Source organism: Pseudomonas graminis (assembly GCF_013201545.1).
Taxonomy (GTDB): Bacteria; Pseudomonadota; Gammaproteobacteria; order Pseudomonadales; family Pseudomonadaceae; genus Aquipseudomonas.
In genome coordinates this window covers 1,224,133-1,241,769 of record NZ_CP053746.1, presented here as the reverse complement: position 1 = coordinate 1,241,769, position 17,637 = coordinate 1,224,133, and the positions used below count along the sequence as shown (strand labels likewise).

Sequence of the window (17,637 nt, the reverse complement as noted above, 5' to 3'; positions counted from 1 at the left end):
CCTGCGAGTTGCCCGCATCAGGTGATGAAAGGCGCTGGACGTCGCTTGACAAGGTATAGGCGTAAACGTATGTTTCAAACACCTGTTTGATCGCCGCGTGAACCCAAGCGTCGGCGTCGGGGCAATGCCCCACAGTGACCACACGGTCATCCAATTCCAGGATTCACCAGCAGAGGTTTATCGCTATGCCTGACTACAAGGCCCCCTTGCGTGATATTCGCTTCGTCCGTGACGAGCTGCTCGGCTACGAAGCGCACTATCAGAGTCTGCCAGCATGCCAGGACGCCACGCCTGACATGGTTGACGCCATTCTCGAGGAAGGCGCCAAGTTTTGTGAGCAGGTTCTGGCCCCGTTGAACCGTGTGGGTGACATCGAAGGCTGCACCTGGAGCGAGTCCGGCGTAAAAACGCCGACCGGTTTCAAGGAAGCCTACAAGCAGTTCGTGGAAGGCGGCTGGCCGAGCCTGGCCCACGACGTCGCCCATGGCGGTCAGGGTCTGCCCGAGTCGCTGGGTCTGGCGGTCAGTGAAATGGTCGGTGAAGCCAACTGGTCGTGGGGCATGTACCCAGGCCTGTCCCATGGCGCGATGAACACCATCTCCGAGCACGGCACCCCTGAGCAGCAGGACGCCTACCTGACCAAGCTGGTCTCGGGCGAGTGGACCGGCACTATGTGCCTGACCGAACCTCACTGCGGTACCGACCTGGGCATGCTGCGCACCAAGGCCGAGCCTCAGGCTGACGGTTCGTACAAAGTGTCCGGCACCAAGATCTTCATTTCCGCTGGCGAACACGACATGGCCGATAACATCGTCCACATCGTGCTGGCCCGCCTGCCCGATGCGCCTGCCGGCACCAAAGGCATTTCCCTGTTCATCGTGCCGAAATTCGTGCCGGCCGCTGACGGCAGCGTCGGCGAGCGCAACGCTGTGAATTGCGGTTCGCTGGAACACAAGATGGGCATTCACGGCAACGCCACCTGCGTGATGAACTTCGACGGCGCCACCGGTTACCTGATCGGCCCGCCGAACAAAGGCCTGAACTGCATGTTCACCTTCATGAACACCGCACGTCTGGGCACGGCGCTGCAAGGTCTGGCCCACGCCGAGATCGGTTTCCAGGGCGGCCTGAAATACGCCCGTGAACGTCTGCAGATGCGCTCGCTGACTGGCCCGAAGGCGCCGGAGAAAGCCGCTGACCCGATCATCGTTCACCCCGACGTACGTCGCATGCTGCTGACCATGAAGGCCTTCGCCGAGGGGACTCGCGCGATGGTGTACTTCACCGCCAAGCAGGTCGACATCGCCAAGTACAGCGACGACGCCGAAGCCAAGAAGCAAGCTGACGGCCTGTTGGCGTTCATGACCCCGATCGCCAAAGCGTTCATGACCGAAGTCGGTTTCGAAGCCGCCAACCACGGCGTCCAGGTCTACGGCGGCCACGGCTTTATTGCCGAGTGGGGCATGGAGCAGAACGTTCGCGACGCGCGTATTGCCATGCTGTACGAAGGCACCACCGGTATTCAGGCGCTCGATCTGCTGGGTCGTAAAGTGCTGATGACTCAGGGCGAGGCGCTCAAGGGCTTCACCAAGATCGTCCACAAGTTCTGCCAGTCGCAGGAAGGCAATGAAGCGATCAGCGAATTTGTGACACCGCTCGCTGCGTTGAACAAAGAATGGGGCGAACTGACCATGAAGGTCGGCATGGCCGCCATGAAAGACCGTGAAGAAGTCGGTGCCGCTTCGGTGGATTACCTGATGTATTCCGGTTATGCCTGCCTGGCTTACTTCTGGGCTGACATGGCTCGTGTGGCAGCCGAGAAACTGGCGGCCGGCACCAGCGAAGAAGCCTTCTACACCGCCAAACTGCAGACAGCGCGCTTCTACTTCCAGCGCATCCTGCCGCGCACCCGCACTCACGTGGCAACCATGCTGTCGGGCGCCAGCAACCTGATGGACATGAACGAAGAACACTTCGGCCTGGCTTACTAAGTCACCGGAAGCGTTTCACTCAAGCCGCTTGTCCTCAGGGACAAGCGGCTTTTTTGTGCCTGGCCGATTTTGCCTCAAGGCCAGGCACATTCTTCCTCATCCTATGCAGGGCGCGGCCGATACAGGCACAATGCCATTTAATCAGCGCTCGCATCTTTCGGTGAGGAGATAGCCCTTTTGCTGCGCCCCTCTGCCGCACGGCTCAGTCATTTTTTACCCTCTCTGGCCTTGCTGATTGCCGGACTGGCGGCCGCGTACGTGAAAGACCTCAACGTCTTCTTCACCTCACTCTTCAACGTGCTGCCCACTCTGGTGCTGTTGCTGGGCGGCGCGTATTGCGGCGTTTACAAGCGGCAGCGTGAACTGTTCCTGATGATCACGGTGTACATCGCCTATTTCCTCCTCGACACGCAGACCGATTACTACCGCGATAACGGCAAGGTCCGAGAGGACGCTGCCGTGGTGTTTCATCTGTGCTGCCTATTGCTTCCGGTTATGTTTGGCCTGTTTGCCGCGTGGGAAGAGCGGACCCATCTGTTCCAAGACCTTGTCGCTCGGGTGGCGGTACTGGTCGCCGTCGGCAGCGTCGCGCTGGGACTCGAACAGAGCTTTCCCGCCGGGCTGCTGGCCTGGCTCGCCGACATCCGCTGGCCGGCGCTGCACGGAGACTGGATGAGCCTGATCCAGTTGTCTTACGTGACGTTTTTCATCGCGTTCGCCGTGTTGATCACGCAATACCTCTATAAGCCGCGCCCGCTGCATGCCGCACAACTGGTGGGGTTGCTCGGGATGTTCTGGGCGTTGCCGAAAACCTTCATCCTGCCGTTCACCCTGAACATCATGTGCAGCCAGGTGATGTTGATGATCGCGGCGGCGGTCGCGCACGAGGCCTACCAAATGGCGTTCCGCGACGAGCTGACCGGGCTGCCCGGCCGACGCGCGCTCAATGAGCGGATGCAGCGGCTGGGCCGCAATTATGTGCTGGCGATGAGCGACGTCGATCATTTCAAGAAATTCAACGACACCCACGGCCACGACGTCGGCGACCAGGTGCTGCGTTTGGTGGCCAGCAAATTGTCGAAGATCACCAACGGTGGCGGGCGCGCCTATCGCTATGGCGGTGAAGAATTCGCCATCGTGTTTGCCGGCAAAACCCTGGAAGAGTGCATGCCGCATCTCGAAGTCATCCGGGAAACCATCGCCAGCTATCAGATTCAGCTGCGCAATCAGGACAATCGGCCGAATGACGACCTGCAAGGGCGCCAGCGTCGGGCAGGGTCCCAGGCTTCAGCGGTATCGGTGACGGTCAGCATTGGTGTGGCCGAGCGTCTTCTCGAGCATCGCAATCCGGAAGAAGTCCTCAAATCCGCCGATCAGGCACTGTATGCCGCCAAAGGCGCCGGCCGTAATTGCGTCATCAGTCATGCACAAACGAGCAAGCGCGGTGCTGTTCGCATGGCGGCCGCTGGCTAGGTCAACCTTTTTTAATCACTAGACAAACCCACTCGCGGTCGCAAGCGGGCATGGGCCTGACTGTCATTCGGTCGTGACCGAAAAACAAATAATAGTCACGCGTTGACCCTATGTGTCGCAAATGGTGTTCAGGTACACTCGTCCCACTGACACACCGGCGCCGCAATATCCCTGCGGCGCCGCTCCTCCCCGAGTTCTTTGCCGCTGAAACGAGGTTTGCCATGGCTGACTACAAAGCGCCCTTGCGCGATATGCGCTTCGTCCTCAATGAAGTGTTCGAAGTCTCCCGACTTTGGGCCACGCTGCCCGAATTGTCTGAAACCGTGGACGCCGAGACCGTCGAGGCGATTCTCGAAGAGGCGGGCAAAGTCACTGGCAGATCCGTTGCACCCCTGAGTCGCGCAGCCGATGAAGAAGGCTGTCACTGGAACGATACCGTCGTCACCACACCGGCAGGCTTCATTCAGGCGTACAAAACGTACGCTGAAGGGGGCTGGGTCGGCGTCGGCGGCAATCCGGAATTTGGCGGTATGGGCATGCCCAAAGCAGTGTCTGCCCAGGTCGAAGAGATGGTCAACTCCGCGAGCCTCGCGTTCGGGCTGTACCCGATGTTGACGTCCGGCGCCTGCGTTTCGATCAACACCCACGCCAGCGAAGCGTTAAAGACCAAATACCTGCCGAACATGTATGCCGGGGTATGGGCCGGTTCAATGTGCCTGACCGAAGCTCACGCCGGTACCGACCTCGGGATCATCCGCACGAAAGCGGAGCCGCAGACCGACGGGTCCTACAAGATCAGCGGGACTAAAATCTTCATCACCGGCGGCGAGCACGACCTCACCGAGAACATCATCCATCTGGTCTTGGCCAAGCTGCCGGACGCACCGGCAGGGCCGAAGGGCATTTCGCTGTTCCTCGTGCCGAAGATCATGGTCAACGACGACGGCAGCCTGGGTGAGCGCAACACGGTGTTCTGCGGGTCCATCGAGCACAAGATGGGCATTCAGGCGTCGGCCACCTGTGTGATGAACTTCGATCAGGCCGAGGGCTATCTGATCGGCGAGCCGAATAAAGGTCTCGCGGCGATGTTCACCATGATGAACTACGAGCGACTGGGCGTCGGCATTCAAGGCCTGGCGTCCGGCGAGCGTTCGTATCAGAACGCGATCGAGTACGCCCGCGACCGTCTGCAAAGCCGGGCCCCGACAGGCGCGCAGTCCAAAGAAACCGTGGCCGACCCGATCATCGTTCACCCCGATGTGCGTCGCATGCTGTTGACGATGAAGGCGCTGAACGAAGGCGGTCGAGCGTTCTCCACGTACGTGGCCATGCAACTGGACACCGCCAAGTACAGCGAAGACGCCGATGTGCGTCAGCGCGCCGATGCGTTGGTCGCGCTGCTTACCCCGGTCGCCAAAGCCTTCCTTACCGACATGGGCCTGGACACCACTGTGCACGGTCAGCAGGTGTTCGGCGGTCACGGCTACATTCGCGAGTGGGGTCAGGAGCAACTGGTGCGTGATGTGCGCATCACCCAGATCTACGAAGGCACCAACGGCATTCAGGCACTGGACCTGATGGGGCGGAAGATCGTCGCCAGCGGCGGAGCGTATTACAAGCTGTTTTCCGACGAGGTCCGTCAATTCATCGCGTCGTCTGACAGTTCGCAGTCTGAGTTCACCAAGCCGTTGGCCGCAGCACTGACTACACTGGACGAATTGACCGGCTGGGTGTTGGACCGGGCGCGCAGCAACCCGAATGAAATCGGTGCCGCGTCCGTTGAGTATCTGCATGCGTTCGGATACACAGCCTACGCCTACATGTGGGCGATGATGGCAAAAGCCGCCTGGGGCAAAGAGGCTCAAGAAGATTTCTACGCCGGCAAGCTGGGCACTGCACGGTTTTATTTTGCGCGGCTGCTGCCGCGAATTCAGTCACTTTCGGCGTCGGTCACGGCAGGCAGCGAGTCGCTGTATCTGTTGGAGGCGTCACAGTTCTGACACTGCGGAAACCATGTAAGCATTTGCTTACATGACGTGATGGCAATCGGCTCTATCGCTTTAGTGGATCCAAGTTTAATCTACACACATGGACGTCGCGCAGGATGCGCAAACAGATAACAGGGACACGTAAGGGATTGCCTGCCAGGACGGCGGGAAGAAATGGAAGTCATGGGAAACAGTCTGGAAAACCTCGCTTAGGCGGGGTTTTCTTTTTTCTGCGTTTTGAAAAAGTGCGATGCCATCGGCCGCTTCGCTTGGGGCGCCTGCGAGAAGGTAATGGCTTGAGGACGTCCGCTGCGGAACCCCTGTAGTGGCTCAAGGTCGATTAGCTGTGCGGCCCTCTTCTATTGGGCCACTTAATCAGGAGCTCCACCCATGGACATCATTCGCATCATCATCGCCATCCTGCTGCCACCCCTGGGCGTGTTCCTGCAAGTCGGCTTCGCCGGTGCTTTCTGGCTGAACATCCTGCTGACCCTGCTGGGCTACATCCCGGGGATCATCCATGCGATCTACATCATTGTCAGTCGCAAGTAACGCGATCCGCTAAACACCGCGCTTCCCGTCTCAGGTCAGCTGACATAAAGTCCGGCGTCGGACTTTATGATCAGGAAGGTCAGGGATGGACGTTGTTTCAGGATTGCTCGCCGCTCTGTTCTGGGGCGGCACAGACTTTCTGGTAGGGCTCAATGCCCGTGCGGTAGGGGTCAGGCGAGCGGTTTACTTCGGTCAGGCGCTTGGCTTCCTGATCATGTGCACCCTGTTGCTGTGCTACCCGGCTTTCATCTCCAAATCATTCTCCGCCCCTTGGCCTGTGTGGCTTCTAGGTGTGCTGGCCTCGGTTTTCACGGTCAGCGGCGCACTGGCCCTATCCAAAGCGTTCGCGCTCGGCAAAGCTTCAATTGTGGCCCCTCTGGTGACGTCGTACGGCGTCTTCACCACCCTGTTGTCGTGGGCGAGCGGCGAGCAGATATCAATGACACAGCTGCTGTTGATCGCCCTGTGTGTACTGGGAGTCGTTCTGTCGAGCATCACGGCAGGCGATGATTCCACGGCGAAAACGCACAACCGGGAAGCGATTGCCTATGTATTGGGCGCTGCCTTGCTGTACGGATCGAGCTTCTGGATGCAGGGTCGCTTCACACTGCCTGCATTGGGGCCCGTCACCATGCTCTGGCTGGGGTATCTGGTCGGCCTCACCGTTTTGTTGCCGATGATTTTGCGGATGAAAGACGCCCTTAAGCTCCCGCCTGCACGCGCCGGGGCAACCCTTGTAGCCGCGAGTCTGCTCAACCTGGGTGGGTTCTCTGCGTTCTCGTATGGCGCAATGATCGGGTCGATTTCCGTGGTCACCGTCATCAGCACCCTGTCGGGCGGGATCGCCGCCGTGCTCGGTTTTCTGTTTTTCAAGGAGCGGCTCAGCGCCATTCAGGTCTGCGGTGTAGGGCTGGTATTGATCGGCGCCGTGGCGCTGCACGTGTATGGATGAAGGAAGCACGAAATCGCGAATCAAACCTGTCGATATCGCAGCCCCGACGGGTAGTGAACGACTTGTGGGAGCGAGCTTGCTCGCGAAGACGCCAGTACACCCGCTAAATCCTCGGCGGTTGAAATGCCTTCTTCGTGAGCAAGCTCACTCCCACAGTGTTGGCTATGGGAGTCTGTAGCGGACACGCCCAGCGCCTGACACCTCAACCATCAATCACCTTCCGGTAGAACGCCCACTCAGTCTCCAGTGCGTGGGCGAGATTGGCTGCTTTGCGGAAGCCGTGGCGTTCGTCGGGGTAGAAGTGTCCTTCGGCCGGGATGCCGTTTTCCAGTAACGCCTTGAGCATGTCGCGGGTCTGGGCTGGGACGACCACGGCGTCGAGTTCGCCCTGGAAGAAAATCACAGGAACCTTGATCTGATCGGCATGCAGCAGCGGCGTGCGCTCCCGGTAGCGCGCCATGTCGACATCGGGGTCGCCGATCAGCCAGTCCAGGTAATCCGCTTCGAACTTGTGCGTGGCTTCCGCCAGTGCCAGCGGATCGCTCACCCCATACAGGCTCGCGCCCGCGCGGAACACATCCTTGAAGGCCAATGCGCACAGCGTCGTATAGCCACCTGCACTGCCGCCGCGGATGAATGCGTTTTCCGGATCGATCAAACCCTGATTGCCCAGGTATTCCACCACTGCGCAGGCGTCTTCGACGTCGACAACGCCCCATTCCAGAAACAGCGCCTGACGATACGCTCGGCCGTAACCGGTGCTGCCGCGATAGTTGAGGTCAGCGACGGCGAAGCCCCGTTGGGTCCAGAACTGAATGCGCGGGTCCAGTGCGGGATAGCAGGCGGAGGTCGGGCCGCCGTGGATGAACACCACCAGCGGCGGCTTGTCGTCGCCATTCATGGCCGGATAGAAATACCCGTGCGCTTCGCTCGAGCCGCTCGGATAACGCAGGGTTTGCGGCTGGCTGATACGCTCGACGGGGAGGGGGCTCACGCCGCCGGCCAGCACCTGAACGCGCTTGTCAGCACGGCTGATGGCAATCACCGCAGAAGGGCTGACGGGCGACGCTGCGATGCAATAGAGGTAGTCCGCGTCTACCGCGAGGCTTCTGAAACGGCTGTAATCGCCGCTGAAATCTTCAACTGAACCCTGCGCCGAACGCATGCCGAGCAGACCTTTGCCGTCCTCGAACCAAGCGGCGAGGTAAGCGCCATCACTCAGCGGCGCCCAGGTCGACGCGCCCAGTTGCCACGGCGCCGAAGCGTGATCGGCAGCGGCGGCAGGCAGCGCTCCAAAACCATCCAGCGTCTCAACCCACGGCTGCCAAAATCCGGCGCGGTCGGTTAGGCAATACAGGCGGCCAGCCTCATCAAAGCGGGGCTGCTGCAGCGATTCCAGCCCCAGCCCGCCCGCGAGGCAGTACGGCCGGCCCCACGCGAGATCGGCCTGGCGTTCGACGCTCATGAGTCGCGTAGACGTCCACGGTTGATGGGGCCGCCACCACTCTATCCACACCAGGCGATTGCCATCCGGACCGACGGTGGGCGATGCATAAAAATCGGCGCCTTCGGCCAGTACCTGCCGGCGGCCGTCAGCGACGTCGATCGCGACCAGCCGGTGAGTGTCCTTATCCTCCTCAACCGCCAGAATCTGCCCACGCGCATAGCGGACATCTCCGAAGAGCTTATCGCCCTGGGTCAGGGGTTGAGGTGTTTGGGAATCGAAGGGCTGGAGGTAAATCTGCTGGTCCGCTTCGTTGACGAACACCACAGCATCGTCAGTCAGGCAGAACGACCCGCCGCCGTATTCATACACCCGGCTGCGCACGCTGAAACCCTCGGGCGTCAGGCAAACGGTCGCGCCGTCGTGCCAGCACCAGATGCGTGTGGCGGCATCCTGCGGGCGGAATTCACTCCAGAAAAGCCCCGCAGGGCTGACGCTGAGTTCGGCGAAATCGGTGCCTGCCGCCACAGCCTGGGCGGCAGAAAGAAGGTCAGGACTTGGCGATGAGGCGTGAGTTTCGTTCATTGCGGAAGGCCAGTTGCTCAATGGTCTGGCTAGCATACTCGGCTTCATCACGGGCCTGGGTGATCAAGTGATGCTGCGGCGACTTGCTGCACACCGGGTCCGTGTTGCTTGCATCGCCGGTGAGCATGAACGCCTGACAGCGGCAGCCACCGAAGTCTTTTTCCTTCTCGTCGCAGGAGCGGCAAGGCTCTGGCATCCACTCGTAACCGCGAAAGCGATTGAAGCCGAACGACTCGTACCAGATGTGCTGCATGGTGTGATCGCGCACGTTGGGAAACTGGATCGGCATCTGCCGCGCGCCATGGCACGGCAGCGCAGTGCCATCCGGCGTCACGGTCAGGAACAGATTGCCCCAGCCGTTCATGCAGGCTTTTGGGCGCTCTTCGTAGTAATCGGGGGTGACGAAAATCAGCTTCACCGGGTGATTTTCAGCGGCGAGCTTGACCCGGTATTCGTTAGTAATGCGCTCGGCGCGCACAAGTTGGTCTTTGGTTGGCAGCAAACCGACGCGATTCAGGTGCGCCCAGCCGTAGAACTGACAGGTCGCCAGCTCCACGAAGTCCGCTTCCAGCGCCACACACAGCTCGATGATCTTGTCGATCTTGTCGATGTTGTGCCGGTGGGTCACGAAGTTGAGGACCATCGGGTAGCCATGCTTTTTCACAGCGCGGGCCATTTCCAGCTTCTGCGCGAAGGCTTTTTTCGAGCCGGCGAGCATGTTGTTCACTTGCTCGTCGCTGGCCTGGAAACTGATCTGGATGTGGTCCAGCCCGGCTTCCTTGAAGTCGATGATCTTCTGCTCGGTCAGGCCGATGCCGGAAGTGATTAGGTTGGTGTAGAAGCCCAGCCGCCGCGCTTCGGCAATCAGCTCCGCCAAGTCCTGGCGCACCAAGGGCTCGCCCCCTGAGAAGCCGATCTGCGCCGCGCCCATTTGCCGGGCTTCGGCCATGACCTTGAACCACTGCTCGGTGGTCAACTCCTGCCCCTGCTTGGCAAAGTCCAGCGGGTTTGAGCAATACGGGCATTGCAGCGGGCAGCGATAGGTCAGCTCGGCGAGCAGCCACAGCGGCAGCCCGACCGGGGGCGTGGGCGGAATGTAGACGTCGGACTGCGTGTTCACTAAGTCAGGCAAATTCGATCCAGAGCTCTGCACGGGCGACCTCCATGAATTGCTCGACGTCAGTGCCGAGCTCGGGAACGCCGGGGAATTTTTCGTCGAGCAGCGCAATGATCGCGCCGACGCTGCGCTGACCATCGATCAAACCGCCAATCGCGCTCGCGCTGTCGTTGAGCTTGATCATGCCTTCAGGGTAAAGCAGCACGTGACCGTTTTGCGCGGGCTCGAACTGGAAACGATAACCGCGGCGCCAGTTGGGCACCTGTTCGCGATTGAAGCTCATAGGGCGATTCCTTTGTGCCAGACGCGTTGGTCGGTCACGCTGTGATAGGGCGGTCGGTTCAGCTCGTAGGCCATGCTCATCGCATCGAGCATGCTCCACAAAATGTCGAGTTTGAACTGCAGAATTTCCAGCATGCGCTCTTGGCCTTCCCGCGTGGTGTAGTGCTGCAGCGTGATCGCCAGACCATGCTCGACGTCGCGGCGGGCCTGGCCCAGGCGGGTGCGGAAGTATTCGTAGCCGGTCGGGTCGATCCACGGATAGTGCTGCGGCCAGCTGTCCAGACGCGACTGATGGATCTGCGGCGCAAACAGCTCGGTCAGCGAACTGCTCGCCGCTTCCTGCCAATTGGCGCGACGGGCGAAGTTGACGTAGGCATCGACCGCAAATCGTACGCCGGGCAGGACCAGTTCCTGCGAGCGAAGCTGGTCAGGATCCAGACCCACGGCCTGGCCCAGACGCAGCCAGGCTTCGATACCGCCGTCTTCGCCGGGTGCGCCGTCATGGTCGAGCAAGCGCTGAATCCACTCGCGGCGGATTTCCCGGTCCGGGCAGTTGGCCAGGATCGCGGCGTCTTTCAGCGGGATATTCACCTGATAGTAGAACCGATTGGCGACCCAGCCCTGAATCTGCTCGCGGGTCGCGCGCCCTTCGTACATCGCCACATGAAAGGGGTGATAGATGTGGTAATACGCGCCCTTTGCACGCAGGGCCTGTTCGAATTCAGCGGGGGACAGCGGCGTTGCATCGTTCATGTCGGCAGTTCTCGTCAAGAATTTCCGCAGATCCCGTGGGCGTGAGCTGCTCACGAAGGCGATCTACCTGTGCCTCATCGGCTGGCTGACCTGACACCTTCATGAGCAAACTCACCCTACAGTCGGTTATTCAGCGTTCTTAAAGCTCGATGCTCATCCCGTCGAATGCCACTTCGACGTTCCGCCGCGCCAGTTCAGCGCGCTCGGGCGAGTCTTCGTCGAGGATAGGGTTGGTGTTGTTGATGTGGATAAGCACCTTGCGCTGTTGCGGCAGCTTTTCCAGCACTTCGAGCATGCCGCCGGGGCCATTTTGCGCCAGATGACCCATCTCCGTCCCGGTGCGGGTGCCGACGCCACGGCGCTGCATCTCATCGTCGTCCCACATCGTGCCGTCGACCAACAGGCAGTCGGCGCCGCTCATCTTCTCCATGAGGGCGTCATCGACTTTGCCCAGGCCCGGCGCGTAGAACAGTTTGCCGCCCGTGCTCAGGTCCTCGACCATCAAGCCGATGTTGTCGCCCGGGTGCGGGTCGAATCGGTGTGGCGAGTAGGGCGGTGCCGCGCTGCGCAGTGGAAATGGCGTAAAGCGCAGGTTCGGACAGGCGGGAATGACAAAGCTGCCTTCCAGCTCGATGCGATTCCAGGCCAGGCCGCCATTCCAGTGTTTGAGCATGTTGAACAGCGGGAAACCGGTGCTCAGGTCCTCGTGAACCATGTCCGTGCACCAGACTTGATGCGGGCAGCCCTCACGCAGGCTCAGCAAACCGGTGGTGTGGTCGATCTGGCTGTCCATCAGAATGATCGCGCTGATCCCGGTGTCGCGAAGGCCGCGATTGGGCTGCATTGGGGCAAAACCCTGGAGCTGGGCGCGGATGTCGGGAGAGGCGTTGCACAAGATCCAGTTCACACCGTCGTCCGACAGCGCGATGGACGACTGGGTGCGCGCGTGCGCCCGCAAGCTGCCGTCGCGAAAGCCTGCGCAATTGACGCAGTTGCAGTTCCACTGAGGGAAACCACCGCCGGCGGCGGAACCGAGAATCTGGATGTGCATGTAAACCCCGTAGCGACGGGCCAGGCCGGCCCTGAATCAGAATCGCGTTAATAAAAAAGCCCCGGCGAACCGAGGCTTCTCACCGCGCAACAATCAACGGCTTGCGAAGTACATGGTGACTTCAAAGCCGATACGCAGATCAGTGTAAGCAGGTTTAGTCCACATAATTGACTCCTTCTGGGTTAGTGCAGCGGTGGGTGAGTACATTCGTTAGTGCTCCTGCGAGCGGAGACGTTCAAATGCTTAGGGGGCTATGTTACTAAAATTATCGAACGGCCAATGATGAAATATCCGATAAAGATCCTTGCACAACGGGCAATGATCGGCGGTTTGCGAGCGATGACCTGTGCGGGCTAGAGCGGACTGGCACGGTTTGACAGGCACAGGCGGGCGCTGTCCGGATGTGCCAGCCGATGGGCGGCTTCAAGCAAAGCGTCCTGCCGAAGATGTGCAAGGGAATGTTGCAGGCGGGTGCAGTAATCAGTGCCGTGGCCTGCCAAGTGCGCTTGCCAGAGGAGTTCGGCTGCTTGCAGGTGCTCCATGTCAGCCGTTTCGAGTTGGTCCCGCAGGATCTTTCCCTGCGCGGGGAGGTCTGCGGCGTTGATCAATGCCGGCAGACCCTCGATGAAGGTCTCGATGTGCGCAACGAGTTGTTCCGCGCTCGCGCTAGGGGATTGCACGCCAAACAGGAGACCTCCATGCCCGGCGATCTGTCGGAAACCGCTGAAGACGGCGTAGCCCAGTTGCAGCTCGACACGCAGGCGCTGGTAGAACGGGGCCTGCATCAGCTGTGCGAAGAGTCGCCACGTGGCGTCCTCGTCGAGAGAGTGGGAGGGCGTTGGGTAGAAGATCAGCAGCGCATTTTCAGAAGATTCTGACGGTTCGATTTTCCACTGTGTGCCTGTGGTCCGAGGTACCGTGAGAGGTGAATGCTCCGGGAGACCGGGGATGAGCCGAGCGGCGTGACTCAAGGCATCTCGCTCTGAGGGTGTAAAGCCCGTGGCAAACCCTGTCCAACTGGCATCAGCCCACACGCGCTGCAGGTCGTCGGTTTGCGGGGTGACTGTGTTGTTCAAATAATGATCAGGCAACGTCTTCAACAGCTGACGGATCGGGATAACGGCCGGTTCATCAGCTGGCGTACCGTAACGCGCCAGGGCCTGAGCAACCGGCTGGCCAAGCAAAAGCAGCGCCTGTTCCTGTACGGCGGGCAACGGCTCCGCCATACCTGAGACTTTCAGCTGCCAGAACCTGCCGTAGGCACTGAATGCCAGCGTGACACCCGCTTGACTGGCTTGGGCCGTCAGCGGTTTCAGGCTTTCCTCCAACATTCGCGCAAGCTTGGGCTGCGCAGTAACGAGCGTCCATCGTAGGTACAGCGCGGCCTCGCCGTTTGCTGGCAGCGCACTGCTGAATGTCAGCTTGGCCAAGGGCAAGGTCGGCGTAGTGGATGCCGTTGCGGGTTTCAGAAATGGATTGGGCTCAGGCAACCGCCACCCAACGCTGGATGTGTCACACGCCAAGGGCTCGGCTCGCGTCCGTAACAGCGCCGCGGGTGTGAGCTGGCTGAGCAGCGCATCAACCGCCTCTATCGACAGACCCGCCGCATCAGGTTCAGCGCTGTAATACCGCGCCAGCGACAGCGCACCGCTGACGGCCAGCCGCCGCTGTTCCAGCCGCTCGTATTCTTCGATCAACTGACGGTAATGAGATTTGAAGAAGGCGAGCCAGCTGAAAACCAGTGCTGGTACATGCGATGACGCGTCGGGAGGCGTTGCAGCCAACACGAACGCGACGTCGACTAATGCCTGACCGGCAAATTCATACATGACCTCGGCCTTCAGCGACTCAATCAACCCTTGTTCGCGCAGCTCCGCCACCAGCCCACCTGCTTGCCCGTCATTCATCCAGGTACAAAGAAAGGCAGCAGCCTGCTCCTGTCCGACCGGTAAGCCTTCGCACGCAAACGTCAGATGCATCCGACGCTGATCAGCCTCACCGATCGGCTTAGGTTCATCAGTGAGCAGCGCAGGCGGTCGCTGTTGCTCAACCCGGCTGCCCTGACCGAAATACCCGCCAAACTGCGTGGCCAATTTCTCCAGTTCATCAAGCGATTGAGGCCCCGCGAGGCTCAGCGTCATCTGCCCGGCCTGATAAAACCGTCGATAGAACGCCTTCAGCGCATCCTGAAACCCCTGACGCGGAACCGGAAGGCTGAAGCGATTCCCTGCATGAAACCAACGCAACGGATGCAAGGCCGACAAAGGCTGCAGGCGTTTCAGCAGATCACGAGAGGCATGGTCCCGCGACCAGGCGATGAATTCCGCGTGCAGCACCTCCCGTTCTCGCAACTGATCGGGAATCGTCATGCGTGGATGGGCGAGCATTTCGCACAGCCGCTCAAGACCGTCGGCGAACACGGCCCGCGGCAGTTCGAAGAAAAAGTCGGTGGTGCGCTCGCGTGTGCTGGCGTTCACTTGCCCGCTGTGGCGCTGCACGAACGCCATTAGCGTTTCGTCAGCCCCAAAGCGCTCGGTGCCGAGAAAGAACAAATGCTCAAGGAAATGCGCCAGCCCCGGCCAGCGGGGCGAAACATCATGACTGCCTGCCGCGACCCGCAATGCCGCAGCGCAACGCTTCGAACGTGGGGCCGAAACCAGCACCACGTTCAAGCCGTTGGACAGGGTCAGGGATCGTTGGCTGATGGGGTTGGGCATGGCGCTTGTGATGTTGGATGACTGAGCCGCCATGCTAGCGGATAACGGGCGTGCAGGTGTGGGACGTGCTCAGTGGCGACGTCGGATGATGACCTTACGGCTTTCCCAGCCCCGAATAAAACCCTGGCCGGCGATCCTTGAAATAGGTATTGATCGTTTGGGATTCGCTCATCGCGTCACGGTCCAGATCTGCCGTCACCAAGGTCTCATCCTGACCGGCAAGGCCGATTTGTCGACCGTCCGGCGCGCAGACACTGCTCAAGCCGCAGTAATGGATATCGCCCTCGCTGCCGCAGTAATTGGCATAAACCAGGTAGCACTGGTTCTCGAAGGCGCGGGCCCGCACGGTGACTTCCGCGACGAAATCGTAGGGCGCCATATTTGCGGTCGGTACCAGAATCAGGTCTGCGCCGGCCAAGGCCAGACGCCGCGTGTTCTCGGGAAACTCGACGTCGTAGCAGATCAGAAATCCGAGCTTCCAGTCCCCAAAATCCACCACCGGAAAGTGCTCATCACCTGCGCTGAACATCGCGTTGTCCAGTTCGCCGTACAGATGGGTCTTACGGTAATTGCAGAGCCGAACACCTTGCGCGTCGATCAACTGCACCGCGTTGTAAACCTGACCGTCGCCACTCAGCTCCGGGTAGCCGTACAGAATCGCGATACCGGTTGCTTGAGCGATCTCGGCAATCCTCAACGCAGCCGGGCCGTCGCTCGCTTGCGCCAACTCCCGCGCGGTCTGGGCGCCAATGTTGTAGCCGCTGAGAAACATCTCGGGCAAGACCAGCAGCGATGCACCCTGCGCCGATGCCTCGACCGCCTGAGCTTCCAGGCGCCGAAGATTGGCGCTGACATCGAGGGGCAACGGCGGGCATTGGTAGAGGGCGACGCGCATAGTGACTTCCTTACTCAGGCAAAACGATCGGGCCGATCTCGTGAAACACGTCGCCAGGCCCTGGGTTCTCGGCGTGAGTCTTGCCGCCGAAGTGGGTCATGATGCCCCACACCGCGTTCAGCGAGGTCTGCACGGCGCCTTCGACCCAGGCGGGTGTCCAGGACACGTCGTCACCGGCGATGAAAATGCCGCGTTGCTCGTCAGGCATCTCCTTCTGCATGAAGTGCGCGTACATCCGCTGGTTGTAGCGGTAGTGACCCGGCAGCGCGCCTTTGAAAGCACCGAGGAAGTGCGGGTCGGATTCCCACGACACGGTGATCGGATCTCCGATGATGCGCGCGGCGATATCGACCTTCGGGTAGATCTTTTTCAGCGACCCGAGCGCTAGACTGACGCGTTTTTCCACGGGATGCGGCAGCATTTTCAGCGCGTCGCTCATCCACGAGTACGACAGGCAAATCACCCCCGGCTTCTCGACGCCGTTGGAATAGGTGCCGTTATCGAACAGATAAGTGCCACGGGTCAGGCGATCGGTCAGGGTCATGCTCATCAGGTCGCGGCCGGTTTCCGGGTCTTTATCCTTCCAGAACGGCCGGTCGACCATGACGAAGGTTTTCGACGACTGCATATAACGCGTGCGGTCCAGTGCCATCCACATTTTCTGCGAGAACAGCGACTCTTCGCACTCGATCTGCGTGGTCAGCAACCAGCTCTGGCACGTCGCCAGAACCGCATCGTAATGGCGAACATCGCCCAGATTGTCGGTGACCGCGAACTGGCCGTTGGCGGCGCGGCTGATGCCCTTGACGCCCGTGCGCGGGGCGCCACGGTGCAGCGTTGAGAGGCTGGTGCCCTCGGGCCAATGCACGCAACGCTCGGGGGTGTGGCGCCAGATGCCGATAGGCACTTGCCCGACGCCGCCGACGATCAGGTGCTGGTGATCGTCGCAGTTGGTCATGACCACGCGGAAGATCTCCAGCATCGAGTTCGGGAAGTCCGAGTCCCAGCCACCGGTGCCGAAGCCGACCTGACCAAACACTTCGCGGTGATAGAACGACAGTTTGGCGAAGGCTTCCGACGTGGCGACGAAGTCATAGAACGTGCGGTCGTCCCACAGCGGTACCAGCTTGTTCCACAACGCTTTGAGCCGAGGCACATCGCGGTCGCGGATGGCTTGCTGAATGTCGGCAAACTGCGAGCCGGCCTCCAGCGCGTCGGCCCAGGCGTCGGCGACTTCCTGAAACAGCGCAGGCAAGTCCGACAGTTTCTGTGCGTAGTGGGTGCTGCCTTCCAGGTCAATCACTGTGCTGCCGGAGGCAGCCGTCAGCGGGTTGGGGAAGGGCTTGGATTCCAGGCCGAGCTTGTCGACGTAGTGATAAAAGGCGGTGGAGGAGACCGGGAAGCGCATGCCGCCCAGTTCGGCGATGATGCCTTCAGCGCCTTCGAACTGTTGCGAGCGCAGACGGCCGCCCATTTTGGAGGCTTCGTAAACGACGGGTTTTAGCCCCAGCTTCATGAGCTCATAAGCCGCCACCAGCCCCGCGATACCTGCGCCGACGATCGCCACTTCTTTACCGAGGTTTTCCGTCGGAATGCTGCCGAGGCCCGCCGGGTGTTCGATCCAGTCATCGAAGGCGAACGGGAAGTCCGGGCCGAAAATCGTGATCGGTTTCTTTCCGTTGGCGGGGTGGCGATTATTCTTCATGACTGACCTTGTTCGACTGCGGCGCGAAAGTGGACAAGTCTAGATAACAGTTGGGACGTTATTAAGACGCAGAGTGTTGTCGATGTGTCGAGAATACCGGCAAAGTGACGAAGCGCTTCGTCATATTGTCAG

General features: G+C 60.4%; 14 protein-coding genes. 5 read left to right on the top strand and 9 right to left on the bottom strand.

Annotated features, from left to right (window positions below; translation table 11 throughout):
* Positions 1 to 185: 185 nt before the first annotated feature.
* From FX982_RS05690 to FX982_RS05670, 5 genes are all read left to right on the top strand, one after another.
* Positions 186 to 1,991 carry a phenylacyl-CoA dehydrogenase gene (locus FX982_RS05690; protein ID WP_122536515.1) on the top strand — a complete coding sequence of 602 codons (1,806 nt, stop codon included), beginning with the start codon at positions 186 to 188 and terminating at the stop codon, positions 1,989 to 1,991.
* Positions 1,992 to 2,168: 177 nt separating this feature from the next.
* Positions 2,169 to 3,464 carry a GGDEF domain-containing protein gene (locus tag FX982_RS05685; RefSeq protein ID WP_172609930.1) on the top strand — a complete coding sequence of 432 codons (1,296 nt, stop codon included), beginning with the start codon at positions 2,169 to 2,171 and terminating at the stop codon, positions 3,462 to 3,464.
* Positions 3,465 to 3,685: 221 nt separating this feature from the next.
* Positions 3,686 to 5,464 (top strand): acyl-CoA dehydrogenase C-terminal domain-containing protein, encoded by a 1,779-nt coding sequence (locus tag FX982_RS05680; RefSeq protein ID WP_172609929.1) that lies wholly within the window; start codon positions 3,686 to 3,688, stop codon positions 5,462 to 5,464.
* A 378-nt stretch (positions 5,465 to 5,842) separates the two neighbouring features.
* Positions 5,843 to 6,004, top strand: a complete 162-nt coding sequence (locus FX982_RS05675; protein WP_037019089.1) for a YqaE/Pmp3 family membrane protein — start codon at positions 5,843 to 5,845, stop codon at positions 6,002 to 6,004.
* Positions 6,005 to 6,089: 85 nt separating this feature from the next.
* Positions 6,090 to 6,956, top strand: coding sequence for a DMT family transporter (locus tag FX982_RS05670; protein ID WP_172609928.1), 867 nt, complete (start codon positions 6,090 to 6,092; stop codon positions 6,954 to 6,956).
* A gap of 202 nt (positions 6,957 to 7,158) precedes the next feature.
* Here the strand turns inward: FX982_RS05670 and FX982_RS05665 are convergent, their stop codons facing one another.
* The 9 genes from FX982_RS05665 to FX982_RS05625 all read right to left on the bottom strand — a co-directional run bounded on the left by FX982_RS05665 (position 7,159) and on the right by FX982_RS05625 (position 17,505).
* Complete coding sequence (locus FX982_RS05665; RefSeq protein ID WP_172609927.1) at positions 7,159 to 8,985, bottom strand: S9 family peptidase; 1,827 nt, start codon at positions 8,983 to 8,985, stop codon at positions 7,159 to 7,161.
* Entirely contained in the window at positions 8,951 to 10,138 is a 1,188-nt protein-coding gene (gene pqqE / locus FX982_RS05660; RefSeq protein ID WP_172609926.1) for a pyrroloquinoline quinone biosynthesis protein PqqE, read from the bottom strand. The genes FX982_RS05665 and pqqE overlap by 35 nt, the downstream gene beginning before the upstream one ends.
* Positions 10,110 to 10,385, bottom strand: coding sequence for a pyrroloquinoline quinone biosynthesis peptide chaperone PqqD (gene pqqD, locus FX982_RS05655; protein WP_122536521.1), 276 nt, complete (start codon positions 10,383 to 10,385; stop codon positions 10,110 to 10,112). Before pqqD ends, pqqE begins: the two co-directional genes overlap by 29 nt.
* Positions 10,382 to 11,137, bottom strand: coding sequence for a pyrroloquinoline-quinone synthase PqqC (gene pqqC, locus FX982_RS05650; RefSeq protein ID WP_065991310.1), 756 nt, complete (start codon positions 11,135 to 11,137; stop codon positions 10,382 to 10,384). The genes pqqD and pqqC overlap by 4 nt, the downstream gene beginning before the upstream one ends.
* A 139-nt stretch (positions 11,138 to 11,276) precedes the next feature.
* Entirely contained in the window at positions 11,277 to 12,188 is a 912-nt protein-coding gene (pqqB, locus tag FX982_RS05645; RefSeq protein WP_172609925.1) for a pyrroloquinoline quinone biosynthesis protein PqqB, read from the bottom strand.
* Between the two features lie 93 nt (positions 12,189 to 12,281).
* Complete coding sequence (gene pqqA, locus FX982_RS05640) at positions 12,282 to 12,353, bottom strand: pyrroloquinoline quinone precursor peptide PqqA (protein WP_008365141.1); 72 nt, start codon at positions 12,351 to 12,353, stop codon at positions 12,282 to 12,284.
* A gap of 188 nt (positions 12,354 to 12,541) precedes the next feature.
* Positions 12,542 to 14,905: a pyrroloquinoline quinone biosynthesis protein PqqF gene (gene pqqF / locus FX982_RS05635; protein ID WP_172609924.1), complete on the bottom strand. Its 2,364-nt coding sequence runs from the start codon at positions 14,903 to 14,905 to the stop codon at positions 12,542 to 12,544.
* A gap of 94 nt (positions 14,906 to 14,999) precedes the next feature.
* On the bottom strand, positions 15,000 to 15,800 hold the full coding sequence (locus tag FX982_RS05630) for a carbon-nitrogen hydrolase family protein (RefSeq protein ID WP_172609923.1): 801 nt from the start codon (positions 15,798 to 15,800) through the stop codon (positions 15,000 to 15,002).
* A gap of 10 nt (positions 15,801 to 15,810) precedes the next feature.
* Complete coding sequence (locus FX982_RS05625; RefSeq protein WP_172609922.1) at positions 15,811 to 17,505, bottom strand: flavin monoamine oxidase family protein; 1,695 nt, start codon at positions 17,503 to 17,505, stop codon at positions 15,811 to 15,813.
* Between the last annotated feature and the right edge of the window lie 132 nt (positions 17,506 to 17,637).